Source organism: Acidovorax sp. WCS2018Noco2-16 (genome assembly GCF_031843945.1).
Taxonomy (GTDB): Bacteria; Pseudomonadota; Gammaproteobacteria; order Burkholderiales; family Burkholderiaceae_C; genus Paracidovorax.
Genome location: NZ_JAVTJJ010000002.1, coordinates 683,060 through 707,189, shown reverse-complemented (window position 1 = coordinate 707,189; position 24,130 = coordinate 683,060). Strand labels below are relative to the sequence as shown.

At 66.0% G+C, this 24,130-nt stretch carries 18 protein-coding genes; 11 read left to right on the top strand and 7 right to left on the bottom strand.

What is annotated here, in order from left to right:
* The first annotated feature begins 23 nt into the window (after positions 1–23).
* Positions 24–1,343, top strand: coding sequence for a DUF445 domain-containing protein (locus RQI28_RS08600; RefSeq protein ID WP_311222976.1), 1,320 nt, complete (start codon positions 24–26; stop codon positions 1,341–1,343).
* Between the two features lie 324 nt (positions 1,344–1,667).
* Here the strand turns inward: RQI28_RS08600 and RQI28_RS08595 are convergent, their stop codons facing one another.
* From RQI28_RS08595 to RQI28_RS08585, 3 genes are all read right to left on the bottom strand, one after another.
* The gene (locus RQI28_RS08595; RefSeq protein WP_311222977.1) at positions 1,668–2,102 is read right to left on the bottom strand and encodes a hypothetical protein; all 435 of its coding nucleotides are present in this window, start codon (positions 2,100–2,102) and stop codon (positions 1,668–1,670) included.
* 95 nt (positions 2,103–2,197) lie between these two features.
* A complete protein-coding gene (locus RQI28_RS08590) occupies positions 2,198–2,758 on the bottom strand; it encodes a hypothetical protein (protein ID WP_311222978.1) in 561 nt (186 codons plus the stop codon).
* A 186-nt stretch (positions 2,759–2,944) separates the two neighbouring features.
* Positions 2,945–4,453: an FAD-linked oxidase C-terminal domain-containing protein gene (locus tag RQI28_RS08585; protein ID WP_311222979.1), complete on the bottom strand. Its 1,509-nt coding sequence runs from the start codon at positions 4,451–4,453 to the stop codon at positions 2,945–2,947.
* 586 nt (positions 4,454–5,039) lie between these two features.
* Between RQI28_RS08585 and RQI28_RS08580 the strand changes: the two genes are divergently transcribed.
* The 4 genes from RQI28_RS08580 (at position 5,040) to RQI28_RS08565 (ending at position 8,030) form a co-directional block, all read left to right on the top strand.
* On the top strand, positions 5,040–5,579 hold the full coding sequence (locus RQI28_RS08580; RefSeq protein WP_311222980.1) for a sigma-70 family RNA polymerase sigma factor: 540 nt from the start codon (positions 5,040–5,042) through the stop codon (positions 5,577–5,579).
* Between the two features lie 107 nt (positions 5,580–5,686).
* Positions 5,687–6,292, top strand: coding sequence for a hypothetical protein (locus RQI28_RS08575; protein ID WP_311222981.1), 606 nt, complete (start codon positions 5,687–5,689; stop codon positions 6,290–6,292).
* Positions 6,293–6,351: 59 nt separating this feature from the next.
* Positions 6,352–7,563, top strand: coding sequence for a sulfite oxidase (locus RQI28_RS08570; RefSeq protein ID WP_311222982.1), 1,212 nt, complete (start codon positions 6,352–6,354; stop codon positions 7,561–7,563).
* A gap of 185 nt (positions 7,564–7,748) precedes the next feature.
* Positions 7,749–8,030, top strand: coding sequence for a cytochrome c (locus tag RQI28_RS08565; RefSeq protein ID WP_311223120.1), 282 nt, complete (start codon positions 7,749–7,751; stop codon positions 8,028–8,030).
* Positions 8,031–8,157: 127 nt separating this feature from the next.
* Here the strand turns inward: RQI28_RS08565 and RQI28_RS08560 are convergent, their stop codons facing one another.
* From RQI28_RS08560 to purU, 3 genes are all read right to left on the bottom strand, one after another.
* Entirely contained in the window at positions 8,158–10,161 is a 2,004-nt protein-coding gene (locus RQI28_RS08560; RefSeq protein WP_311222983.1) for an ATP-dependent helicase, read from the bottom strand.
* A 102-nt stretch (positions 10,162–10,263) separates the two neighbouring features.
* On the bottom strand, positions 10,264–11,184 hold the full coding sequence (locus tag RQI28_RS08555) for a LysR substrate-binding domain-containing protein (RefSeq protein ID WP_311222984.1): 921 nt from the start codon (positions 11,182–11,184) through the stop codon (positions 10,264–10,266).
* 31 nt (positions 11,185–11,215) lie between these two features.
* A complete protein-coding gene (gene purU, locus RQI28_RS08550; RefSeq protein ID WP_311222985.1) occupies positions 11,216–12,064 on the bottom strand; it encodes a formyltetrahydrofolate deformylase in 849 nt (282 codons plus the stop codon).
* 263 nt (positions 12,065–12,327) lie between these two features.
* Here purU and RQI28_RS08545 point away from each other — a divergent pair, with 263 nt between their 5' ends.
* Together RQI28_RS08545 and RQI28_RS08540 are read left to right on the top strand one after the other, a co-directional pair.
* Positions 12,328–14,253: a type IV pili methyl-accepting chemotaxis transducer N-terminal domain-containing protein gene (locus RQI28_RS08545; RefSeq protein WP_311222986.1), complete on the top strand. Its 1,926-nt coding sequence runs from the start codon at positions 12,328–12,330 to the stop codon at positions 14,251–14,253.
* Positions 14,250–14,969: a response regulator gene (locus RQI28_RS08540; protein ID WP_311222987.1), complete on the top strand. Its 720-nt coding sequence runs from the start codon at positions 14,250–14,252 to the stop codon at positions 14,967–14,969. Before RQI28_RS08545 ends, RQI28_RS08540 begins: the two co-directional genes overlap by 4 nt.
* 28 nt (positions 14,970–14,997) lie before the next feature.
* On the opposite strand, the gene RQI28_RS08535 is transcribed toward RQI28_RS08540, so the two are convergent.
* Positions 14,998–15,672, bottom strand: coding sequence for an NAD(P)H-dependent oxidoreductase (locus tag RQI28_RS08535; RefSeq protein ID WP_311222988.1), 675 nt, complete (start codon positions 15,670–15,672; stop codon positions 14,998–15,000).
* 293 nt (positions 15,673–15,965) lie between these two features.
* On the opposite strand from RQI28_RS08535, the gene RQI28_RS08530 reads away from it, so the two are divergent.
* The 4 genes from RQI28_RS08530 to narH are packed head-to-tail and all read left to right on the top strand — an operon-like array spanning position 15,966 to position 24,128.
* Complete coding sequence (locus RQI28_RS08530; RefSeq protein WP_311222989.1) at positions 15,966–17,261, top strand: nitrate/nitrite transporter; 1,296 nt, start codon at positions 15,966–15,968, stop codon at positions 17,259–17,261.
* 22 nt (positions 17,262–17,283) lie between these two features.
* The gene (locus tag RQI28_RS08525; RefSeq protein ID WP_311222990.1) at positions 17,284–18,729 is read left to right on the top strand and encodes an MFS transporter; all 1,446 of its coding nucleotides are present in this window, start codon (positions 17,284–17,286) and stop codon (positions 18,727–18,729) included.
* Positions 18,730–18,786: 57 nt separating this feature from the next.
* Complete coding sequence (locus RQI28_RS08520) at positions 18,787–22,608, top strand: nitrate reductase subunit alpha (RefSeq protein WP_311222991.1); 3,822 nt, start codon at positions 18,787–18,789, stop codon at positions 22,606–22,608.
* Complete coding sequence (gene narH / locus RQI28_RS08515) at positions 22,605–24,128, top strand: nitrate reductase subunit beta (protein WP_311222992.1); 1,524 nt, start codon at positions 22,605–22,607, stop codon at positions 24,126–24,128. The genes RQI28_RS08520 and narH overlap by 4 nt, the downstream gene beginning before the upstream one ends.
* Positions 24,129–24,130 lie beyond the last annotated feature (2 nt).

Sequence of the window (24,130 nt, the reverse complement as noted above, 5' to 3'; positions counted from 1 at the left end):
GGGCAGGCGGCTATCCTGCGGCCATGCCACTGAACGCCCCAGCCACGCGACAAGACCATGAGGCGCTGCTTGCGCGCGCCAAATTCCAGGCCACCGGACTGCTGCTGATCGTAGTGGTGGTGTTCGCCGCCACCTACGCCTTCCCGCGTGGGTTGGCCGTGGACTGCGTGCGCGCCGTGGCTGAGGCCGCCATGGTGGGCGCGCTGGCCGACTGGTTCGCCGTATCAGCGCTCTTTAGGCGCATTCCGCTGCCCTGGGTCAGCCAGCACACCGACATCATCGCGCGCAACAAGGACCGCATCGGCGGCAACCTGGCCGAGTTCGTGCGCGAGGAATTCCTGGACGGCCCATCGCTGGTCAGCATGATCCGCCGGCACGACCCGGCCGACATGCTGGCGCAATGGCTCACCGCGCCCTCCAATGCCGGCCTGCTCGGCCGGCAGGTGGCGCGCCTGGCGGCCGCCGCGCTTGACACGGTGGAAGACACCAAGATCCAGGAGCTGCTGGGCCATGCCGCGCGCGCGCTCATTGGGCGCATCGACCTCAGCAAATCGATGGGTGCCGCTTTGGGCGCGCTGACCCACAACGGGCGCCACCAGGCCCTGCTGGACGATCTGCTGCAGCGCCTGGGCACCATCTTGCAGTCGGCCGACACGCGCACCTTCATCGCCGACACGCTGATGCAGTGGATCAAGCGCGAGCACCCCTTGAAGCAGAAGGTGCTGCCCACCGACTGGCTCAGCAGCAAGGGCGCGGGAGCCATCGCCCACGCCATCGAAAGCCTGCTGGAAGAAGTGGCGAAAGACCCGCAACACCAGTTGCGCGACACGCTGGACGGCGCCGTGCAGCGGCTGGTGGAGCGCCTGCAGACCGACCCCGACTGGGCGCGCCGCGGCGAAGAGATGCGCGCATACCTGCAGGGCGATCCGAAGCTAGGAGCCTATGTGGCCGACCTCTGGGCCCAACTGCGCGAATCGCTGCACCGCGACCTGCACGACGAGCATTCAGAGGTGTCGCGCCAAGTGGCGGCCATGGGCCAGTGGCTAGGCATGTCGCTGGCCGGCGATGCGGCGCTGCGCGTGCGGCTGAATGTGCGGCTCGAACTCTGGGCTGCGCAGTGGGCGCCCGACGTGGCCCAGTCGGTGGCCGAACACATCCGCAACACCGTGCAGCGCTGGGACGGCCGCGAGATGGCGCATCTGGCCGAGCTGCACATCGGCCGCGACCTGCAGCACATCCGCATCAACGGCACGGTGGTGGGCGGAATGATCGGGCTGGTGCTGTTCACGCTCTCGCATGCGCGGGAGCTGTATGCGGCGGCGCGGGGCGCCTTCGGCGGCTGATGCGCAGCCTCGCTCGGCTAGGCGCCCTGCAGCGCCTACAGCCGCTAACGCGCGAGCAGATCCGCAGCATGCCGGACAACACGCAGCGCTGCGGGATCTGCACAGGCAGGAGCGTGGGTGTGGGGTGCGTCGGGCGGGTGCTGAATGGTCGCGCAGCCGCTAAGACGCGAGCAGGGTCCGTGAATTGGGTGTACATGCTGTTGAGCTCTTCCACGCCCACGCCGTGTTCGCCCGATACGGTACCGCTCGTGGCCACGCTGGTTTTTAGGATGGTCGCGCCAAGCAGCTAGCAGGGACGCTGCCGTCGATCCAGTCTGCGCCTTGCTAGCGCGCCGCCTGATCCGCCGCTATGTCGGCCGTGTTTTCTTCCTGCAGATGCTGCGCAATCTGCGCCCAGGCCTGCTTAGCCTCGGCGTCTTGCGCCCACGCGTAGCAACTGGCGATGTGCATGGCCGTCACCGCATGGCGCGGGTCGAGCGCAAAGGCCACCTCGCACTGCAGCGCCGCCTGTCGCCACATGGCGATTGCATCCTCTGATCCTTCTTTCTGCAGCGCATGGGCTTCGGCCACCCACGCCTGGCCCAGCCGAAACGCCGCAGCGTGTTGCTCGGGGTCGGCGTCATACGCCCGCTGAAAAAGCATTCCTGCCTGCCGCCACAACGTCCGCGCGGCGGCAAAGTCCTGCGTAGCGACGGCCTGTGCTTGGGCGACGAGGGCGTTGCCGGATTGGAGTAGGGTGGCGGGGGATTCGGTAGGCATGGAGTCGGGGGAGAGGACGATTTAGGCTGCGGATTGTCGATGGTTTTGTCGACTACCGCCGGCTATGAATTGTCAGTTCCGACAGAAAGATGCGCTTACGCATCATGGGCGGGATCTGCTGAATTACTTAGGATGCTTTCCTCGTGAACCTCCGGAAACTTGGCAATCAGTTTCATCAGTTGTTCAACAAGCGAGTAAGCATCGTCGTTGAGCTTCGACAACTCGCTTGAGGTAAGAACGGCGTGATCGCGACGTTCTTTTTTTGTTGATAGAGCACCCCCGCGGAAGCTGGTACCGAAGAGTTCCTCGTCGTGACTTCGCACCCAGCAAAAATGAGCGATTTTGTTTCGCATGCTTCGTAGAGTGGTGACCTCTAAGTTGACTTGACTGATCTCAAGCAGCACTTGCTCGGATGCGAGGCGATGCCTGTAACGTACTCGGTGAATCTCGACAGCCTCAGTGATCGCTTCTTGAAGCCGCACTGCTGAAATGGAGTCTGTGTATGTTCGAGCAAGGAACTCAGGCGTGCCCAGCAAACGACTCAGCAAAACTCCGAGCAAAAATTCGACATTTGCCCACTCGACGACTGCCTTGCCTAATGCTGCGTACTGGGCTTCGGTAATTTCTGAGTACTGGGACGTATGGTTGAGCGGCATTTTTCTCCTAACGAAATGCACCCCGCAGAAAGCGCAGGAAAATTTTGAGCAATGCGAGATGCCTGGACACGTTTTGTCAAAGATCGCTCGCAGCTTGACTGGAAGCTAAGACATGCTTCTTCACCAACCGCACTGGGTCGTCGGTTCTAACCGGCTCTTCCCCTAGTTCTCGGCGAGATATCCCGGTTAAAACCGCGGCAAATCCGGATGCTTGATCTGCCCCCCACGCACCAGCATCTTCCCGTACTCCGCACACCGGTTCAGCGTCGGAATCACCTTCCCCGGGTTCAACAACCCCGCAGGGTCGAACGCATGTTTCAGCCCAAACATCTGCGCGTTTTCCTCCGCCGTGAACTGCACACACATGCTGTTGAGCTTTTCCACCCCCACGCCGTGTTCACCCGACACGGTGCCGCCCATGGCCACGCTGGTCTCCAGGATGTCGGCGCCGAAGAGCTCGCAGCGGTGCAGCTCGTCCGCGTCGTTGGCGTCGAACAGCACCAGCGGGTGCAGGTTGCCGTCGCCGGCATGAAAGACGTTGCAGCAGCGCAGGCCGTACTTCTTTTCCATCGCCTGAATGGCCAGCAGGATGTCCGCCAGGCGCTTGCGCGGAATGGTCGAGTCCAGGCACATGTAGTCGGGGCTGATGCGGCCTGACGCCGGAAACGCGTTCTTGCGGCCGCTCCAGAAGCGCAGGCGCTCGGCCTCGTCCTGGCTGACGGTGATGGCGGTGGCGCCGGCGTTGCGCAGCACTTCGCTCATGCGGCCGATTTCTTCTTCCACCTCTTCGGGCGTGCCGTCGCTCTCGCACAGCAAGATCGCCTCTGCCGTCAGGTCGTAGCCGGCCTTCACGAAGTCTTCCACGGCAGCGGTCATGGGCTTGTCCATCATCTCCAGCCCGGCCGGAATGATGCCCGCCGCAATCACCGCGGCCACCGCGTCGCCGGCTTTGCGCACGTCGTCAAAGCTGGCCATGATGCAGCGCGCCAGCTGCGGCTTGGGGATGAGCCGTACCGTCGCCTCGGTGGTCACGGCCAGCATGCCTTCGCTGCCGATCACGGCGGCCAGCAGGTCGTAGCCGGGCGCGTCCAGCGCCTCGCTGCCGAACTCGATGGGCTCGCCTTCCATGGTGAAGCCGCGCACGCGCAGCACGTTGTGCACCGTCAGGCCGTATTTCAGGCAGTGCACGCCGCCCGAGTTTTCAGCGATGTTGCCGCCGATGGTGCAGGCAATCTGGCTCGACGGGTCGGGCGCGTAATAGAGCTGAAAAGGCGCCGCCGCCTCGCTGATGGCGAGGTTGCGCACGCCGCATTGCACGCGGGCGGTGCGGGCCACCGGGTCGACGTCGAGAATGCGGTTGAAGCGCGCCAGCGACAGCGAAACGCCCATCGCATGCGGCATGGCCCCGCCCGACAGGCCCGTCCCCGCGCCCCGCGCCACCACGGGAACGGCCAGCGCGTGGCAGGTGCGCAGCACGGCCTGCACCTGCGCCTCAGTCTCTGGCAGGCAGACGACGAGCGGCCGCTGCCGGTAGGCCGTGATGCCGTCGCATTCATACGGCGTGGTGTCTTCGGCGTGCCAGAGCAGCGCGTGCGCGGGCACGTGCGCGCCGAGCGCCTGCACCACCTGCGCCTGGCGGGCGGTGCGCTCGGAGAGGGTGGGAGTTGGGGAGTCGGTGAGGGTGGCTGCGCTCATGACTGCCACTGTAGAGGAAGGCCGTGCGCCGGTGCGTGAGTTTTCTTGCAGCGACCTGTGAAATGGCCTGTGCCGCTAGTTTGCTATTAATAAGTGAGCTGCTTACGCTTGATGCATAAGCGCTAGAGGCCTATTTTGCTTAGGAATTTCGCGTTGACGCAGACACATGAACGGCCTTCACGGTAGCGGCTTGGTAGTCCCCGCAACGTGCGCCATCCGGGCAGCACGACCGGCAGGCAAAGCGGCGATTGATGCCATGGCAGGCACCGCCAGATAACGTTTCGCGTAGGGGTGGAGGGTCAAACGCGCGGTGCATGCTCGCCTTGCGGGTCTTGAGCTGGCCCAGCGGCGGGGGAGGGCGGTGACCCCGTGCAGCGCGTTCCAGGCGCTCTGAGGCCAATCGCTGATGAATCAGGAAAAAACGGTTGTGACGCGGAAAAGAGGCGCATCAATGGTGCTTGATGTCGGTCACACCCCCATCACCCTCACCACCCCCCGGCCCAGGTCATTCCAATCTACGGGTTATCACTGGGCATTTATCCCCGCTGCGATGGAATGAATCAGCCCGCCCCGCGCTCTTGTACACATGATCCTCACGTCGGAGTCCCGTTACAACCAGTGGGTGCGTGAGCACTACCGCTTTTTGCTGCGCAGCGCCTGGGCGCTGACGGGCTCGCGGGCGGTGGCCGAAGACGTGGTGCAGGACTGCTTCACCAGCGCCTGGAAGCACCGCAAGCAACTGCGCGACGCCTCCCTGGCGCGTGCCTGGCTGTTCAAGATCATGCGGCGCCACGCGCTGCGGCACATGGCGCCACAACCCCAGTCGCTGGACGATGACGGCTTTGCGCCCCCCGAGGAGGCCGCGCCGGGTGACGGCCAGCGCGGCCTGGACGACCAGCTCGATGTGGTCAAGGCGCTGGCGCGCATCGCGCCCATCCACCGCGAGGTGCTGGTGCTGTTTTACTTCGACGACATGCCCACCGCCCAAATGGCCGAGGCGCTGGACGTGGCGCCCGGCACCGTGCTGTCGCGCCTGGCCCGCGCCCGCGCGGCGCTCAAGGCCGCGCTGCAAGTAACCACCCCTGCAGCGGCCACGCCGTCTGCGTCCCGATTGCGAAGCGTCTGAAATGACGCGGCCCCCACGCTCATCGCCGCGCGCATCGCCATGCGTAGTGCCGCCCGCCATGGTGGAGCGTCAGCGTCTTCGGGCAGACGGAACCAAACCCCACTGACATGCACGATCAACGCCCCCCCGACAGCGACTTCGACTTGCGCGCCCGCGCCGAGCTGGCCCTGGCCTTCGACCCTGGCCAGCCCCCGCCCCAGCTGTTTCGCCACACGCCGCTGCTGGCGCGGCGCGGCTTCCAGCGCGGCCTGGCCGCGCTGCTGCTGGCGGCCACCGGCACCACGGCCGTGCTCGCCATGCGCCCGCCAGCCCTGGTGCGCGGCGCCATCGAACACGAATACTACGAACGCACGCTGCGCGGCAGCTTCATGGACACCGCCACCTTGCTGCGGCACCTGGGGATGGACAGTGCGCAAGCGGTGCCGGGCTACCCGCAACTGATGCGGCCCTGCGACATCGAGGGCCATCTGGCCTACCACCTGACCTCGTTTTTTGACAAAGGCGGCATGGTCACCGTGTTCGCCTTCGACGCGCCCGTGCTGCTGCAAGAAGACAGCGGGTGGTGGGGCAATGTGTACTGGAAGGTCATGGCCTCGCGCGATGGCAAGCCCCTGGTGCTGGTGGCGCAAAAGAAGCGGGCCTTGGCGGTGGCGCACAACGCCCTGGCCCCGTCCACCCCTGTCGCCCCGCTCACCCCGGCTGCCGCCCCCTAGCACCCGCCGCCCCTTTTTTTGTTCCCCTCACCGCAACACAAACGATCCAAGGAGACACCATGACCATTGCACAGACTTCCCTGCCCCGCCGCCGCCTGCTCGCCGGCAGTGCCGCCGCCCTTGCCGGCGCCGGCCTGGCCACCTGGAGCAGCGGCGCTCTGGCCCAGGCGGCTGCCGCCAAGCCCCTGCCCGCCTATGTGGGCTGGAAGAATGCGTCCGACCTCATCGTGCACAGCACCACCACGCTGGAGACCAAGCGCAGCGCCTTCGGCACCAGCGGCATCACCCCCAGCAACCAGCTCTACATCCGCAACAACCTGCCCGCGCCCGACGCCGCCATCGTGGCCGACCGCGACGCCTGGGAAGTGGCCGTGGCCGGCGTGAAAAACCCGCGCAAGCTGACGGTGCGCGAACTGAAGACCCTGGGCCTGGAGACCGTGACCATGGTGCTGCAATGCTCGGGCAATGGCCGCGGCTTCTTCCCCAGCAAACCCAGCGGCACGCCCTGGACGGTGGGCGCCGCCGGTTGCGTGGTCTGGAGCGGCGTGCCGGTGCGCGCTGTGGCAGACACCCTGGGCGGCGTGAGCGAAGGCATGCGCTACATGACCGGCACGGGGGGCGAGAAACTGCCCGACGGCATCGACCCCAAGAGCATCATGGTCGAGCGCTCGGTGCCGACTGCCGCCATGCAGGACGCGCTGCTGGCCTGGGAAATGAATGGCGAGCCGATCCCGCTGGCCCACGGCGGCCCGCTGCGCCTGATCGTCCCCGGCTACCAGGGCGTGAACAACATCAAGTACATCCAACAGCTGGCTTTCACGGCGCAGGAGAGCGACGCCAAGATCATGTCGCACGGCTACCGCATGTCGCCTCCCGGCGGCAAGGGCGACCCGAGCCAGCCCTCGGTGCAGGAGATGAGCATCAAGTCCTGGATCAATGCGCCCCTGCCCGAAAGCGGCACGCTGGCCGCTGGCGGCACGGTGCAGATCACCGGCGTGGCCTTTGGCGGCCTGCATGCCGTCAAGGGTGTGGAGGTCTCCATCGACGGCGGAAAGACCTGGCAGGCGGCCCGCTTCGTCGGGCCCGACATGGGCAAATACGCCTGGCGCCAGTTCGTGCTGCAGGCCAGGCTGCCCGCCGGCACGCACATCCTGGCCAGCCGCGCCACGGACATGGGCGGCAACGTCCAGCCCGAGACGCGCGGTGAAAACCAGAGCGGCTACAACAACACCAGCTGGGCCGACCACGCCGTCAAGGTGTCCGTCGCCTGACGCGGCCCCACCAAGCCCCCAGCCGCACAGCCTGGGGGTTTTCTTTTGCGCGCCTGGCGCTGCACCACCCCACAAGAACCGACCCCACCATGCCAACGACTTTCCACCGCCCCGTCCGCTCGACTCGCTCGGCTCGTCTCCTGCGCACCCTGGCTGCGCCCGTCCTGCTGCTGGCCACCACCAGCATGGCCGCGCACGCTGCCGGCGACGCCACCCAGATGGCGCTGGGCAAGAAGCTCTTCACCACCTCCGTGCCCGCCTGCGCCCTCTGCCACACGCTCAAGGACGCGGGTGCCGAAGGCGCCGTGGGCCCGGTGCTCGACGAGATGCAGCCCGATGCGGCGCGCGTGAGCAAGGTGCTGCGCGACGGTCTGGGCAGCATGCCGTCGTTCAAGGCCAGCCTGACGGACGCGCAGATCGCCGCCATCGCGCTGTATGTCTCCAAGGCCAGCCGCGGCCAGAAGTGACATACGGATTCGCGGTCGATCCATCAGAACCGTTCGGACTGAGCTTGTCGAAGCCTCGCGCGGCGCTTCGACAAGCTTGTCCAAGGACTCAGCGTGAACGGGTTGTGTTTTTGGATGCAGACGGGTATCACACCGGCCCAGGGCTGACCGGGCGATTGGTGCCTTCCAGCAGCCACAGCCGTTTGCTGGCCCGCGTCATGGCCACATAGAGCATGTTGCGTTCGCGATAGGCCTCGTGCCGGGCGGCGCTGCGCGGAAAGCGCCCGCGCTCGACCAGCGGCACGGCCACGTAGTCGTATTCATGGCCCTTGCAGCGCTCCACCGTCAGCAGCTGCAGGCTGGGCGATTCCTGCTGGCGGTGCTGGTCGATACTGGCCTGCACCATCGCCGTGAGCCGGCCCAGGAATTCATCTACCGACAGGCCCGCGCCGATGCGGGCCAGCGCCTGCAGGCTGTCCATGCAGTAGCGCAGCTCGTGCGCGCTGATGGGCGCCTGGGCGAAGAACTGGCGGATCAGCGGGTGGGCGCACAGCAGCCCGGCGTCGGCGCATGCCTCTGGCGGCAGCGCCAGCAGTTGCTCGCACACGGCGGAGGCCACCGGCGTTTGCGGGTCGAAGCTGGCGCGCACGAGGAAGTTGCGCAGCAGGTCTTGCCGGCCGATGAGCCCGGACGCTACGGCGCGGGTGTCGACTTCGACGGGCGAGTCCTGCGTCAGCGCCTGCATGTCGAACGCGCCGTTGGCCAGCACGTCCGGGTCGGGCTGGCTGGCGCGCCGCACGTAACGCAGCAGGCCTTCCAAAGCGCTGCTCAGAATGCCCTGCGTCAGCCGCGCGCTGCCGCTGCAGCTTGGCATGGCCCACATCATCGCCAGCACCAGGGCGATCTCGCGGCGCTGGTAGAAGCGCTTCATGCCTTTGCACGCGTAGTGCACGCCTTCGTGGGCGAAGGTCCATTCCAGCAGCACCGAGTCTTCGGGCGAGCGCAGCACCACGTTCAGGCTCGGTGGTTGCGCACCGCTGGGAGGCATGCGCCGCACCGTGTCGTGAATCGCCAGCAATTGCCGGGCGCAGTCTTCATCGCTGGTGTAGCTGCGCGGCTCGAACACTGCGGCCTTGGTGGGGTAGTGCGATGCGAATTGCACGCTGAACAGCGGGTTCAACGCGTGGCAGATGGCGTTGCCGAAGCGGTAGGTGGTGTTGAGCGTGACCACCTGCGTGCCTTCCGGCAGCTCTTGCCGGATGCGCGCCAGGTGGTTGCCGAAGACCGAGAGCGCGCCGGGCAGGATGTGCTGGTTGAAGTCGCCCGCGCCCACGAAGACGCCGTTGCTGCCTGCCACCAGATGGTGCAGCACCTGCACGGCGGCTTCGTCCAGATCCTGCAGCTCATCGAACAGCACGGCGTCAAAGCGGCCCTGCAGCGGCGCGAAGTTGTCGCCGTAATTCAGCGCCCACAGTTGCCGAGCCACCTCATAGGTGCAGTCGCCCGGCGCGTAGAACTGGGGCTCGTCATCGGCGCCCCGGCGCAGGCGTTCGTACTTGAGCAGCAACTGGTAGAGGCCGTAGTCCAGATCGTTTTCTTGGCAGTAGGCCAAGGCGCCCAGGCCAGAGTTTTCGATGTCGCGCATCAGCAGGCGCTGCTTGGCCAAGACTTCGAAGTCGGTGAAGGCCTGCACGTCCAGCTCGCGCGAGAGGAACTCGGCGACTTCCGGTTCGGCATCGTCCGGCAGGCCGCGTTGCAGCGCCGCCCAGGCCTGGCGGATCAGCAGGTTCTTCTGCAGCGACTCCGTCATGCGCGGCACGGCGTCGCCCTGCGTTTGGAGCACGGTGGCGCACAGCTGCTCCACCGTCATGATCTGCACCTGGCGCGGAATGCTGGGCACGAACTGCATGAGCCGATCGGCGATGGCGGCCAGGCCGGCGTCGGAATACGCCAGCATCAGGATGCGGCTGGTGCCCCGGTTCTGCAGCAAGTCGGCCGCCTTGATGGCCAGCGTGGTGGTCTTGCCCGTGCCGGCCAGGGCGCTGATCAAAATCGAGCGTGCCGTGGCGTTCAGCACCGCGTTCTGCTCCAGCGTGGGATACCGTTTTTTGAAGAGCGCGTCGTGCTGCAAGGCCATGGAGGGTTGCGTCATGAACGCATACAAAAGAGTTGTTTGCTATTAAATAAATAGCTGCTTGCGCTTATCAGGTAAGCGCTAGAGGCCGATTTGGTATTGATATTTTGCTGCGGGCCGTCAGGCCATGGCCCGCCGCAGCCAGTCGGCGAACGCAGCGCATTCCCAGCGGTCCATGGTGCCGGTGCGCCAGCACAGATAGTGCGCGTGCGGGCTGGGCGCCTGGGTGTCGAAGAGGCGCACCAGCGTGCCCTGTTCCAGCCAGGGCGCGCCCAGTTTCAGCCGCACCAGGGCCACGCCCATGCCGGCGGCAGCGGCGTCGCACATCAGGCCGATGTCGTTGAACTGCGAGCCTTCGGTGGGCGCGGGCCAGTCCAGGCCGGAGGCGGCGAACCAGGTTCGCCAGGGCTCCAGCGGGCTGCGCAGCAGGGTCACGCCTTCCAGGCTCTCGGGCCGCTCGAAGGGGCCGTGCTCGCGCACGAAGGCGGGCGAGGCCAGCGGCGTGACCACGTCGCGCGCGATCTCCACATGCTCCATGTCGGCGTAATGGCCGGGGCCAAAGCGCACTACCAAATCAGCGTCTTCCGCCACCACGTCCAGCAGCGGAATCGACACCTGCAGCGCCAGGTCGATTTCCGGGTAGACCTCGGTGAACTGCCGCAGCTTCGGAATGAGGATGACGCGCGCGAAGGTCGGCGTGACGGCGATCTTCAGGCGCCGCTTACCCGGCGCGGCATCGGAGCCCGGAAAGCGCTGCAGCGCGCTCAGGCCCTCGCGCACCTGGGCCAGATACGCGCTGCCTTCGGTGGTCAGCGAAAAGTCGGCCCGCCCGAAGAGCCGCGTGCCCAGGATCTGTTCCAGCTGCTTGACGCGGTGGCTCACGGCGCTGGGCGTCACGCACAGCTCCTCGGCCGTCTGCGTCACGCTGCGCAGCCGGGCCAGTGTCTCGAAGGTGATGAGGCACTGGATGGGCGGGATGCGTTGCGCCGCGCCCGCAGCGGGGCCGCGCGTGAAGGCTCCGTGGCTGCCGTGGGTTGCCATGCGGTTCTGTTTCAGGCCGGGGCTGCCGGGGTTATCGGAAGACGACCGTCTTGTGGCCGTTGAGCAGCACGCGATGCTCGGTGTGCCACTTCACGGCGCGGGCCAGCACCTGGCTTTCGGTGTCGCGGCCGCGGGCCGTCAGGTCTTCCACCGTGTCGGTGTGGTCGGCGCGGGCCACGTCCTGCTCGATGATCGGGCCTTCGTCCAGGTCGGCCGTCACGTAATGGGCGGTGGCGCCGATCAGCTTCACGCCGCGGTCATGCGCCTGGTAGTACGGCTTGGCGCCCTTGAAGCTGGGCAGAAAGCTGTGGTGGATGTTGATGGCCCGGCCCGACAGCTTGCGGCACAGGTCGTCGCTCAGCACCTGCATGTAGCGCGCCAGCACCACCAGCTCGGCGCCTTCTTGCTGAATGATCTCGTACTGCCTGGCCTCGGCCTGGGCCTTGTTGTCCTTCGTCACCGGAATGTGGTGGAAGGGTACGTTGTAGCTGGCGGCCAGCTGGTAGAAGTCGCGGTGGTTGCTGATGATGGCGCTGATGTGCACCGGCAGCAGGCCCGACTTCCAGCGGAACAGCAGGTCGTTCAGGCAGTGGCCTTCGCGGCTGACCATGATGACGGTCTTGACGGGCTCGCTGGCGGCGTGAAGCGTCCAGTTCATCTGGTGCGGCTCGGCGAAGGCGGTCACGCGCTCGCGCAGCGCGGCCTGGTCGAGCTGGTCGCAGGCGAATTGCAGCCGCATGAAGAACAGGCCCGTGGCGTGGTCGTTGTACTGCGCGGCCTCTTCGATATTGCCGCCATGCTCCAGCAGAAAGCCGGAAACGGCATGCACCAGCCCCAGTCGGTCGGGGCAGGACAGGGTAAGAATATAGGCTTGGGTCATAGCCGGCCGATTGTCGCAGCACAGTACGGCCCACTGCGGGCTGGCGGGTGGGCGTGCGGGCCGGGCGGCAGCGGCCAACATTACTGAAATATACCGTTCGCTATAAAAAATATAGCTGCTTGCGCTTGTAGATATGGCGCTACAGGCCATTTTGGCTTGAATACCCGACCGGGCAGCCCGGCGCCAGACCCTGCAGCCAGTGACAGCCGTTGTCTTGATGCAGGTCAAGCCGCGAAGCGCACCGGCTTCCTACACTGGGCCGCATGCGATCGCCCGCCACCCTGACCACCAAACTGCTGTGCATGGGCGCGGGCTTTCTGGCGGTGGCGCTGCTGTCCATCGGCCTGATGCTCTGGGCCACCTGGCGGCTGGAAGGCGGTGCTGCCGCCGTCAACGAAGCCGGGCGCCTGCGCATGCACATGATGCGCATGGTGCTGGCGCGCCAGCTGGAAGCGCCCGAACAGGTGCTGTCGCTGGCTGCGCGTTTCGATACCGGGCTGGAGCTACTGCATACCGGCGACCCGGCACGGCCGCTCTTCGTGCCTTGGAACGACGACACCCAGGCCCGCTTTGGCACCATTCAAGACGAGTGGAAGGCGCTGCGCCGCGCGTGGAGCACCGAGCCGCACACCGGCAACGCGCTGGCCCTGGAGCGGGCCGACGCCTTCGTGCGACAGGTCGATGGTTTCGTCGATGCGATCGAGGGGCAACTGGCACGCTGGACGGCCGCGCTGCACCTGTTTCAGCTGGTGCTCATGGCGCTGGCCATCAGCGCCGCCGTCACCTTCATGGTCGTCAGCTACCTGCTGGTGATCCATCCGCTCGGCCGCCTGCAGGCCGCCCTGGCGCGCGTGCAGCAGGGCGACCTGGCAACACGGCTGGCGGTGGAGGCCGACGACGAGTTCGGCCAGCTGAGCGCGGGCTTCAACCGCATGGCGCACGCGCTGCAGACATCGCACGACGAGCTGGAATGGAAGGTGCGCGAGAAGACCGCGAGCCTGGAAGAAAAGAGCACCCGCCTGGCCACGCTCTACGACGTGAGCGCGATGGCGTCGGAGGCCACCAGCCTGGAGGCCCTGGCGCAGGGCTTCGTGCAGCGCATCCGCCGCATCGCGCGGGCCGACGCCGCAGCGGTGCGCTGGTCCGACGAAGCCAACGAGCGCTATGTGCTGCTGGTGTCCGAACAGCTGCCCGAGGCCATGGCGCAAGACGAACACTGCGTGCACACGGGCACCTGCGCCTGCGGGCAGCCGCAAGCCACGTCCCAGTTCCGCGTGATTCCGATCACGGCCGAATCGACGCTGCCGCTTCCGCATTGCCGCGACGCGGGGTTCGAGAGCATGGTAGCCATTCCCGTGCGGCTGCAGCAACGCGTGCTGGGCGAGGTGAATCTCTTTTTCCGCCGCACCGAAGACATGCCCGAGGGCATGCGCGATGTGCTCGAAACGATGGCGCGGCACCTGGCCAGCGCCATGGAAAGCCTGCGCGCCAGCGCCCTGGCGCGGGAAGCTGCCGTGTCGCAGGAGCGCGCATTCATCGCGCGCGAGCTGCACGACTCCATCGCGCAGTCGCTGGCCTTTCTGAAAATTCAGACCCAGCTGCTGCGCGACGCCGTGGCGCGCGGCGACCAGCCGGCGCGCGACCGCAGCATGGGCGAGCTGGATGTGGGCGTGCGCGGCTGCTATGCCGACGTGCGCGAACTGCTGATGCACTTTCGCACGCGCACCAGCGAGGAAGACATCGAAGCCGCGCTGCGCTCCACGCTGTCCAAGTTCGGCCACCAGACCGGCATTCAGCATGCGCTGTCGATGAGCGGGCACGGCCTGCCGCTGGCGCCCGACGTGCAGATCCAGGTGCTGCACATGGTGCAGGAGGCGCTGTCCAACGTGCGCAAGCATTCGGGTGCCGACCGCGTGGAGCTGAGGGTGCAGCGGCATCCGGCGTGGCGCTTCGAGGTGATCGACAACGGCGTGGGGTTCGACATTGCCGGCGTGCCGCCAGATTCGCAACACGTGGGGCTGGGCATCATGGGCGAGCGGGCCGAACGCATCGGCGCACGCGTGCGGGTCGACTCGACGCCCGGACACGGCACGCAGGTGGTCATTGATCTTCCGGGCAGCGCCGCTGCCCATCTTGCTGATGCGCAGGTGCCTGCTGCGTCGGCGCCGAACCTGCTTCACCCCGTATGACCCTGCCTGACGACGCCCTTGCTTCCACATCCGACTGCGCCAGCGCTTCGGCCTCTGCGCTGTCCGTACTGGTGGTTGACGACCACACCCTGTTTCGGCGCGGGCTGATCGCGCTGCTGGGCCAATACAAAGGGCTGCGGGTGGCCGGCGAGGCGGGCGACGCTGCTGAGGCGATGCGCCTGGCGCCGGTGGTGCGGCCGCACGTGATCTTGCTGGACAACCACCTGCCCGGTGTGCGGGGCGTGGACGCCATTCGCGGCCTGCGCGAGGCCGCGCCTGACGCGCGCATATTGATGCTTACCGTGAGCGAGGACGGGAACGATCTGGCCCAGGCGCTGCGCAACGGCGCGCAGGGCTACCTGCTCAAGACCATCGAGGGTGATCTGCTGGCCGACGCCATCCATCGCGCGGCCCGGGGCGACACGGTGGTCAGCCCCGAGATGATCGGCCGGCTGGTGCAAGCCCTTCAGCAGCCCGATCCGGCAGCGCAGGCCGTCGCGGAGCCCGCTGCGCCGCAGGCCGAGCACACACCGCTGTCCCCACGCGAGCTGGAGGTGCTGGGCGAGATCGCCCATGGCGCCAGCAACAAGGAGATCGCCCGCACGCTGGACATCGCCGAGACGACGGTGAAGATCCACGTGCAGCACATCCTGCGCAAGCTGGGGCTGTCGTCGCGCGTGCAGGCCGCGGTGTACGCGGCCGACCGGGCGCGCTGACGGCCCGGGGGGCTAACTCACCGCTTTCTCAGACTTCGGTGACGAAGCGCTCGCGCGGGCGGCGTACCTTCGGCAGGTCGACCAGCCAGTCCTGCTCCGGCACGCGGTAACCCAGCGGCAGCACGGCCACGCTGCGCAGATGCAGGGCGCGCAGTCCCAGGATCTCGTCCAGCGCGTCCGGGTCGAACCCTTCCATGGGCGTGCTGTCCACCGATTCATAGGCCGCTGCCACCAACGCTGCCGCAAGGCCGATGTATGCCTGGCGCGCGGCATGCTGGAAGTTCACCTCTTCGCTGCGCTGCGGGTAGGTGCTCAGCAGTTGCTGGCGGTACTTTTCCCAGCCCTCGTTCTTGAAGCCGCGCACTTCGTTCGTGTAGTCGAACATGGCGTTGATGCGCTCGGCGGTGTAGTTGTCCCAGGCAGCGAACACCAGCAGGTGCGAGCCGTCCACGATCTGGCCCTGGTTCCAGGCGATGGGCTGGATGCGGGCGCGCACTTGCGGGTCGGTGACGACGAAGATCTCGAAGGGCTGCAGCCCGCTGGAGGTCGGCGCCAGGCGGGCCGCTTCGATGATGCGTTCGAGCTTGTCAGCCGGCACCTTGCGGTTCGGGTCCATCTTCTTGGTGGCGTAGCGCCATTGCAGGCGCTCGATCAGCGTCGTGGCGTCGGTGGCGGACTGTGGGTTTTCAAGGGTGTTGGACATGGTGGCTCCCGGTTGATCGCGCGTCACGCGTTATTGGTGAGCCTGGAATGTAGTGGCGCAACCTCTTCAAACCAATGGGAGTTTTTGAATCGCTGCGTTGCCTGAATCGAAACAGTGGGAGCGACTGAAGAGAGGTTCAACAGGAGGCATGGAACGGTTGCGCATAGTTCTTTTGAACGAGGGATGTGGCCGGGAGTAGTTCTTCTGCTGCAGGGCAGGTAGTCCTCAGGGGGATGTGCGTGAAGCCGTGGCACGGGGACGATGGACCCATGCCACAAGCTAGGAGCCACTTCATGGCAGATCGCGCCTTCCCCCTTCAGGACAGCTCCCGCCACACGCGGCAGGCTTGGTCCGTTCTCATCGTCAGCACGCTGGCCTTCACGGTGTGCTTCATGGTCTGGATGATGTTCGGCGTCATCGGCATTCCCATCCGCAAGATGCTGAACCTGACGTCCACGCAGTTCGGCCTGCTGACGGCAATGCCGGTGCTGACCGGCTCGCTGGTGCGCGTGCCGCTGGGCATCTGGACGGACCGCTTTGGCGGGCGCGTCGTGATGGCCGTGCTGATGGCGTTGACGGTTCCCGCCATTTGGATGATGGGTTACGCCACCGAATACTGGCACTTTCTGGTCGCCGGTCTGTTCGTGGGGCTGTCGGGCGGCGCTTTCTCGGTCGGCACGCCTTATGTGGCGCGCTGGTTTCCGCGGCACCGCCAGGGCATGGCCATGGGCGTCTATGGCGCAGGCAATTCCGGCGCCGCGGTGAACAAGTTCGTCGCCCCGGTGCTGTTGGTGGCCTTTGGCTGGACGATGGTGCCGCACGTGTACGCAGCCATCATGCTCGGCACGCTGGTGCTGTTCTGGCTGTTCAGCCACAGCGACCCTTCGCACCGCGTGTCCACCCGGACGTCGTTCGCAGCGCAGTTGCGCGCGTTGAAGGACCCGAAGGTGCTCAAGTACTGCCAGTACTACAGCATCGTCTTCGGTGGCTACGTAGCGCTGTCGCTCTGGATGGTGCAGTACTACGTGGGCGAATATGGCCTGGACATCCGCGTGGCTGCTCTGCTGGCCGCCTGCTTCTCGTTGCCGGGCGGTGTGCTGCGCGCCATCGGTGGCGTGATGAGCGACAAATATGGCGCACACAGCGTCACCTGGTGGGTGCTGTGGGTCAGCTGGGTGTGCCTCTTCCTGCTGTCGTACCCGCAGACCGATTTCACCGTGCTGACCGTGGACGGGCCGCGCACCTTCCACATCGGCCTGAACGTCTACACATTCACCGGCCTCATGTTCGTGCTGGGCATCGCCTGGGCTTTCGGCAAGGCCAGCGTCTTCAAGTACATCAGCGACGACTACCCGCAGAACATCGGCGCCATCAGCGGCATCGTGGGCCTGGCGGGCGGTTTGGGCGGCTTCGTGCTACCCATCCTGTTCGGCGTGTTGATGGACTGGACCGGCGTGCGCTCCAGCGCCTTCATGTTGATGTACGGCGTGGTGTGGGTGTCGCTTATCTGGATGTATTTCACCGAGGTGCGCCGCACCGACTTGCTGGCCGACGCGCCAGCCGGCTTCAACCGCCAAGCCGTCCGCTGACTGCTGACCAGGAGACACTTTCATGTCCCAACGCTCCACCCATTCCCGCAGCGGCCGCCAGGGGCGCCTGCTCACCCTCTGGACGCCGGAAGACAAGGCGTTCTGGGAACGCGAAGGCGACGCAGTCGCCAAGCTGAACCTGTGGATCTCGGTGCCCGCGCTGTTCCTGGCCTTTGCCATCTGGCAGGTCTGGAGCGTGGTGGCGGTGAGCCTGCCCGGCCTGGGCTTTCGCTATTCGACCAACCAGCTCTTCTGGCTGGCGGCCGCGCCGGCGCTCTCGGGCGCCACGCTGCGCATCTTCTATTCGTTCATGGTGCCTCTGGTGGGCGGGCGGCGCTGGACGGCGCTGTCCACCGCGTCGCTGCTGATTCCGGCCATCGGCATCGGCTATGCGGTGCAGGACAACACCACCGCCTACCCCACCATGCTGGGCCTGGCGCTGCTGTGCGGCCTGGGCGGCGGCAACTTCAGCTCCAGCATGGCCAACATCAGCTTCTTCTTTCCGAAGGAGCGCAAGGGTTCGGCACTGGGCGTGAACGCGGGCCTGGGCAATCTGGGCGTGTCGGTGGTGCAGTTCCTCAGCCCGCTGGTGGTGACGGCCGGCATCTTCGGCATCTTCGGGGGCGATGCGCAGACCATGGTGAAGAACGGCCAGGCCGTGCAGGTCTGGACGCAGAACGCCGCATTCATCTGGGTGCCGTGGATCGTGCTGGCCTCGCTGGCGGCGTGGTTTGGGATGAACGACATCGCCGATGCGAAGGCCTCGTTTGCGGCACAGGCCGCCATCTTCCGGCGCAAGCACAACTGGCTGATGTGCGTTCTGTATCTGGGCACCTTCGGCTCGTTCATCGGCTTCGCGGCCGGCTTTCCGCTGCTCATCAAGGCGTTGTTCCCTGAAGTGAACCCGCTGGCCTATGCCTGGCTCGGCCCCCTGGTCGGCGCGCTGATTCGCCCGGTGGGTGGCTGGCTGGCCGACAAGCTGGGCGGCGCGCGCGTCACGCTCTGGAACTTCGCCGTCATGGCCGCTGCCGTGGTGGGCGTGCTGTTCTTTCTGCCCAAGGGCTCGGGCGGCTACGTGCTGCCCTTCGGGCCGGCCGAAGGCAGTTTTGCCGGCTTCTTCCTGATGTTCCTGGTGCTGTTCCTCACCACCGGCATCGGCAACGGCTCGACCTTCCGGATGATTCCGGTGATCTTTTTGAACCTGAAGCTGCGCGAGGTGCCTGCTGGCGACGACGCCGCCCACGCGCAGGCCATCAAGGACGGCAACACCGAAGGCGCTGCTGCGCTGGGGTTTTCCGCCGCGCTGGCGGCCTACGGGGGCTTCTTCATTCCCAAGAGCTACGGCAGCTCCATCGCCGCGACCGGCGGCCCCGAGCTGGCCCTGTGGACTTTCGCGGCCTTCTATCTCGTCTGCATCGCCGTCACGTGGCGCTATTACGCGCGCCCCAACGCCGAAATGCCCTGCTGAACGCGTCGTCGCCCTTTGCCGCAGCACAGCCATCAGAACAACACCCAAGGAACCACGATGAGTCACTTTCTCGATCGCCTCACCTACTTCTCGCAGTCGCGTGAAACCTTCTCCAAAGGCCACGGCCAGGTTACCGGTGAAGACCGCACCTGGGAAGACGCCTACCGCAACCGCTGGGCGCACGACAAGGTCGTGCGCTCCACGCACGGCGTGAACTGCACGGGTTCGTGTTCGTGGAAGATCTACGTCAAGGGCGGCATCGTCACCTGGGAAACGCAGCAGACCGACTACCCGCGCACCCGCTGGGACATGCCCAACCACGAGCCGCGTGGCTGCGCACGCGGTGCCAGCTACAGCTGGTACCTCTACAGCGCCAACCGCGTGAAGTACCCCATGGTGCGTGCACGCCTGCTGAAGTCGTGGCGCGCGGCGCGGCAGACGCTGGGCCCGGTGCAGGCCTGGGCCTCCATCGTGGGCAATGACGCCACGCGGCATGACTACCAGAGCGTGCGCGGCCTCGGCGGCTTTGCCCGGTCCAGCTGGGACGAGGTCAACGAGATCGTCGCCGCCGCGAACGTGCACACCATCCAGCGCCACGGGCCGGACCGCATCATCGGCTTCTCGCCCATTCCCGCCATGTCGATGGTCAGCTACGCGGCCGGCTCGCGCTACCTAAGCCTCATCGGCGGCGTGTGCATGAGCTTCTACGACTGGTACTGCGACCTGCCGCCGGCCAGCCCGCAGGTGTGGGGCGAGCAGACCGACGTGCCCGAGTCGGCCGACTGGTACAACTCCAGCTACATCATTGCCTGGGGCTCCAACGTGCCGCAGACGCGCACGCCCGACGCCCACTTCTTCACCGAGGTGCGCTACAAAGGCGCGAAGACGGTCGCGGTCACGCCCGACTATTCCGAGGTCGCCAAGCTGGCCGACATCTGGATGAACCCCAAGCAGGGCACCGACGCTGCCGTGGCCATGGCCATGGGCCACGTGATCCTGAAAGAGTTCTACTTCCCTGACCAGGGCGCACGCAGCACGTACTTCGACGACTACGTGCGGCGCTATACCGACATGCCCATGCTGGTCACGCTGAAGGCGCACGAGCTGCCCGACGGCCAGACCGTGATGGTGCCGGACCGGTACGTGCGCGCTTCCGACTTCGACGGCGCCCTGGGTCAGGGCAACAACCCCGACTGGAAGACCGTGGCCTTCGACGCGGCCGGCCGCGTGGTGGTGCCGCAAGGCGCCATCGGCTTTCGTTGGGGTGCCGACGGCCGCGCCGACCAGGGGCAGTGGAACCTGGAAGCGAAGAACGCCGAGGACGGCAGCGAAGTGCGGCTGAAGCTGTCGCTGCTCGAAGGCGAAGACGGCGTCGAGCGCATTGATGCCGATGTGGAAACCGCCCGCGTGGGCTTTCCCTACTTCGGCGGCATCACCACTGAAAACTTCACCGCCAACGTGCAATCCGACGTGCTGGTGCGCACCGTGCCCGTGCAGCGCCTGCAGCTGTTGGGCGGCGATGTGCTGGTGGCCACGGTGTTCGATCTGCAGGTGGCCAACTACGGCGTGGCGCGTGGGCTGCCCGGTGAATTCGCCGCCAAGAGCTTCGACGACGACACGCCGTACACCCCAGCGTGGCAGGAAAAGATCACCGGCACGCCGCGAGCGCAGCTGATCACCGTGGCCAGCCAATTCGCCGAGAACGCCGACAAGACGCGCGGGCGTTCGATGGTGATCATCGGTGCGGCCATGAACCACTGGTACCACTGCGACATGAACTACCGCGGCGTCATCAACATGCTGATGATGTGCGGCTGCATCGGCCAGAGCGGCGGCGGCTGGGCGCATTACGTGGGCCAGGAAAAGCTCCGCCCGCAGACCGGCTGGACGGCGCTGGCCTTTGCGCTGGACTGGATTCGTCCACCGCGGCAGCAGAACTCCACCAGCTTCTTCTACGCGCACACCGATCAGTGGCGCTATGAAAAGCTGGGCGTGGAAGAGGTGCTCTCGCCCCTGGCCGACAAGGCGCAGTTCGGCGGCAGCATGATCGACTACAACGTGCGCGCCGAACGCATGGGCTGGCTGCCGTCGGCGCCGCAACTGCAGACCAATCCGCTGCAGGTGGTGCTCGACGCGCAGGCCGCAGGCATGGATCCCAAGGCCTATGCGGTCAAGGCCATTCAGGACGGCACGCTCACCATGAGCTGTACCGACCCCGACCACCCCGACAACTGGCCGCGCAACATGTTCGTGTGGCGCTCCAACATCCTGGGTTCGTCGGGCAAGGGTCACGAATACTTTCTCAAGCACCTGCTGGGCACCAGCAACGGTGTGCAGGGCAAAGACCTGGGTGCGGATGAAGCCAAGCCCAAGGAGGTCGTCTGGCACGACAAGGCGCCGGAGGGCAAGCTGGACCTGTTGGTCACGCTGGACTTCCGCATGAGCACCACGTGCCTGTATTCCGACATCGTGCTGCCCACCGCCACCTGGTATGAGAAGAACGACCTCAACACCAGCGACATGCACCCCTTCATCCACCCGCTGTCCACGGCGGTGGACCCGGCCTGGCAGGCGCGCAGCGACTGGGACATCTACAAGGGCTTCGCCAAGAAATTCAGCGAGATCTGCCCCGGCCACCTGGGGGTGGAGCGCGATCTGGTGCTCACCCCGCTGGCCCACGACACGCCGGCCGAACTGGCCCAACCCTTCGGCGTGGCCGACTGGGCACGTGGCGAGTGCGAGTTCATTCCCGGCAAGACCGGCCCGCAGATGATGGTGGTCGAGCGCGACTATCCGAACCTGTACAAGCGCTTCACGGCCTTGGGGCCACTGATGAACAAGGTGGGCAATGGGGGCAAGGGCATTGCCTGGAACACCGAGACCGAGGTCGAACAGCTCGGCCAGCTCAACGGTCTGGTGACGGCCCCCGGCGTAACCCAAGGCATGCCGCGCATCGAAACCGACATCGATGCCTGCGAAGTGATCCTGCAACTGGCCCCGGAGACCAACGGCCACGTTGCCGTCAAGGCCTGGGAGGCGTTGAGCGCACAGACCGGCCGCGAACACAAGCACCTGGCGCTGTACCGCGAGGACGAGAAGATCCGCTTTCGCGACGTGCAGGCCCAGCCGCGCAAGATCATCAGCTCGCCCACCTGGAGCGGCATCGAGAGCGAAACCGTCAGCTACAACGCCGGCTACACCAATGTGCACGAGCTGATCCCATGGCGCACCCTCACCGGCCGCCAGCAGTTCTACATGGACCACCCGTGGATGACCGCCTTCGGCGAAGGTTTCACCAGCTATCGCCCGCCGGTCGATCTGAAGACCACGGCGCAGATGCAGGACCGCACGCCCAACGGCAACCCCGAGATCGCGCTGAACTTCATCACGCCGCATCAGAAGTGGGGCATTCACTCCACGTACACCGACAACCTGCTGATGCTCACGCTCAGCCGCGGCGGCCCCTGCGTTTGGATGAGCGAGGACGACGCGAAATCGGTGGGCATCGAAGACAACGACTGGATCGAGCTGTTCAACGTGAACGGTGCCATTGCGGCCCGTGCCGTGGTGAGCCAGCGCGTCAAGCCGGGCATGGTGATGATGTACCACGCCCAGGAAAAGATCGTGAACACGCCCGGCTCCGAGATCACCGGCCTGCGCGGCGGCATCCACAACTCGGTGACCCGCATCGTGCTCAAGCCGACCCACATGATCGGAGGCTACGCGCAGTTCAGCTACGGCTTCAACTACTACGGAACCATCGGCACCAACCGCGACGAGTTCGTGGTGGTGCGAAAGATGAACCAGATCGACTGGCTGGACACGCCCGTGGCCGACCACCTCATCAAGCCCACGCTGGACCAAGGAGAAACCGCATGAAAATCCGCGCACAGATCGGCATGGTGCTCAACCTGGACAAGTGCATCGGCTGCCACACCTGCTCCGTCACCTGCAAGAACGTCTGGACCAGCCGCCCGGGCATGGAATACGCCTGGTTCAACAACGTCGAGACCAAGCCCGGCATCGGCTACCCCAAGGAATGGGAGAACCAGGACCGCTGGAACGGCGGCTGGGTGCGCCGCGCCGACGGCAGCATCCAGCCGCGCCAGGGCGCGAAGTGGAAGCTCTTGATGAAGATCTTCGCCAACCCGAACCTGCCGGAGATCGACGACTACTACGAGCCCTTCACGTTCGACTACGCCCATCTGCAGTCCGCCCCTGAAATGCGCACCTCGCCCACGGCGCGGCCGCGCAGCCTCATCACCGGCAAGCAGATGGACAAGATCGTCTGGGGCCCGAACTGGGAAGAAATCCTGGGCGGCGAGTTCAGCAAGCGCAGCAAGGACAAGAACTTCGACGACATCCAGAAGGACATGTACGCGCAGTTCGAGAACACGTTCATGATGTATTTGCCGCGCCTGTGCGAGCACTGCCTGAACCCGGCGTGCGTGGCGTCGTGCCCCTCGGGCTCGATCTACAAGCGCGAGGAAGACGGCATCGTGCTGATCGACCAGGACAAGTGCCGCGGCTGGCGCATGTGCGTGTCGGGCTGCCCCTACAAGAAGATTTACTACAACTGGAAGAGCGGCAAGGCCGAGAAGTGCATCTTCTGCTACCCGCGCATCGAGTCGGGCCAGCCCACGGTGTGCTCGGAAACCTGCGTGGGCCGCATCCGCTACCTGGGCGTGCTGCTGTACGACGCCGACCGCATCCAGGAAGCCGCCAGCGTGGAGCGCGACCGCGACCTGTACCAGGCGCAGCTCGACATCTTCCTGGACCCGCACGACCCGGCCGTGATCGAGCAGGCCCGCATCGACGGCATTCCCGACAACTGGATGGAAGCCGCCCGCAACAGCCCGGTCTACAAGATGGCGGTGGACTGGAAGGTGGCGCTGCCGCTGCACCCCGAATACCGCACGCTGCCCATGGTGTGGTACGTGCCGCCGCTCTCGCCCATCAGCTCGGCCGCCAACGCAGGTCACCTGGGCGTGAACGGGCAGATCCCGGACGTCAACCAGCTTCGCATTCCGGTCAAGTACCTGGCCAACCTGCTCACGGCCGGTGACACGGCGCCGGTGGTGCGCGCGCTCGAGCGCATGCTGGCCATGCGCGCCTACCAGCGCGGCAAGCACGTGGACGGCTTTGAAGACACGGCGGTGCTGAACCAGGTGGGAATCACCCAGGCCGACGTGGAGGACATGTACCGCGTGATGGCCATCGCCAATTACGAAGACCGCTTCGTCATCCCGACGACGCACCGCGAATACGCTGAGAACGCCTTCAACGTGCGCGGCGGCTGCGGCTTCAGCTTCGGCAACGGCTGCTCCGACGGGGTGAGCGACGTGAGCCTGTTCGGCGTCGACAAGAAACGCACCATCCCGATCAAGGCGGAGGTTTGACC

Bases quoted from the DNA above. Each gene is read 5' to 3' on its own strand.
- RQI28_RS08600 (WP_311222976.1), top strand. From the start codon at position 24: ATGCCACTGAACGCCCCAGCCACGCGACAAGACCATGAGGCGCTGCTT.
- RQI28_RS08595 (WP_311222977.1), bottom strand. From the start codon at position 2,102: ATGCCTACCGAATCCCCCGCCACCCTACTCCAATCCGGCAACGCCCTC.
- RQI28_RS08590 (WP_311222978.1), bottom strand. From the start codon at position 2,758: ATGCCGCTCAACCATACGTCCCAGTACTCAGAAATTACCGAAGCCCAG.
- RQI28_RS08585 (WP_311222979.1), bottom strand. From the start codon at position 4,453: ATGAGCGCAGCCACCCTCACCGACTCCCCAACTCCCACCCTCTCCGAG.
- RQI28_RS08580 (WP_311222980.1), top strand. From the start codon at position 5,040: ATGATCCTCACGTCGGAGTCCCGTTACAACCAGTGGGTGCGTGAGCAC.
- RQI28_RS08575 (WP_311222981.1), top strand. From the start codon at position 5,687: ATGCACGATCAACGCCCCCCCGACAGCGACTTCGACTTGCGCGCCCGC.
- RQI28_RS08570 (WP_311222982.1), top strand. From the start codon at position 6,352: ATGACCATTGCACAGACTTCCCTGCCCCGCCGCCGCCTGCTCGCCGGC.
- RQI28_RS08565 (WP_311223120.1), top strand. From the start codon at position 7,749: ATGGCCGCGCACGCTGCCGGCGACGCCACCCAGATGGCGCTGGGCAAG.
- RQI28_RS08560 (WP_311222983.1), bottom strand. From the start codon at position 10,161: ATGACGCAACCCTCCATGGCCTTGCAGCACGACGCGCTCTTCAAAAAA.
- RQI28_RS08555 (WP_311222984.1), bottom strand. From the start codon at position 11,184: ATGGCAACCCACGGCAGCCACGGAGCCTTCACGCGCGGCCCCGCTGCG.
- purU (WP_311222985.1), bottom strand. From the start codon at position 12,064: ATGACCCAAGCCTATATTCTTACCCTGTCCTGCCCCGACCGACTGGGG.
- RQI28_RS08545 (WP_311222986.1), top strand. From the start codon at position 12,328: ATGCGATCGCCCGCCACCCTGACCACCAAACTGCTGTGCATGGGCGCG.
- RQI28_RS08540 (WP_311222987.1), top strand. From the start codon at position 14,250: ATGACCCTGCCTGACGACGCCCTTGCTTCCACATCCGACTGCGCCAGC.
- RQI28_RS08535 (WP_311222988.1), bottom strand. From the start codon at position 15,672: ATGTCCAACACCCTTGAAAACCCACAGTCCGCCACCGACGCCACGACG.
- RQI28_RS08530 (WP_311222989.1), top strand. From the start codon at position 15,966: ATGGCAGATCGCGCCTTCCCCCTTCAGGACAGCTCCCGCCACACGCGG.
- RQI28_RS08525 (WP_311222990.1), top strand. From the start codon at position 17,284: ATGTCCCAACGCTCCACCCATTCCCGCAGCGGCCGCCAGGGGCGCCTG.
- RQI28_RS08520 (WP_311222991.1), top strand. From the start codon at position 18,787: ATGAGTCACTTTCTCGATCGCCTCACCTACTTCTCGCAGTCGCGTGAA.
- narH (WP_311222992.1), top strand. From the start codon at position 22,605: ATGAAAATCCGCGCACAGATCGGCATGGTGCTCAACCTGGACAAGTGC.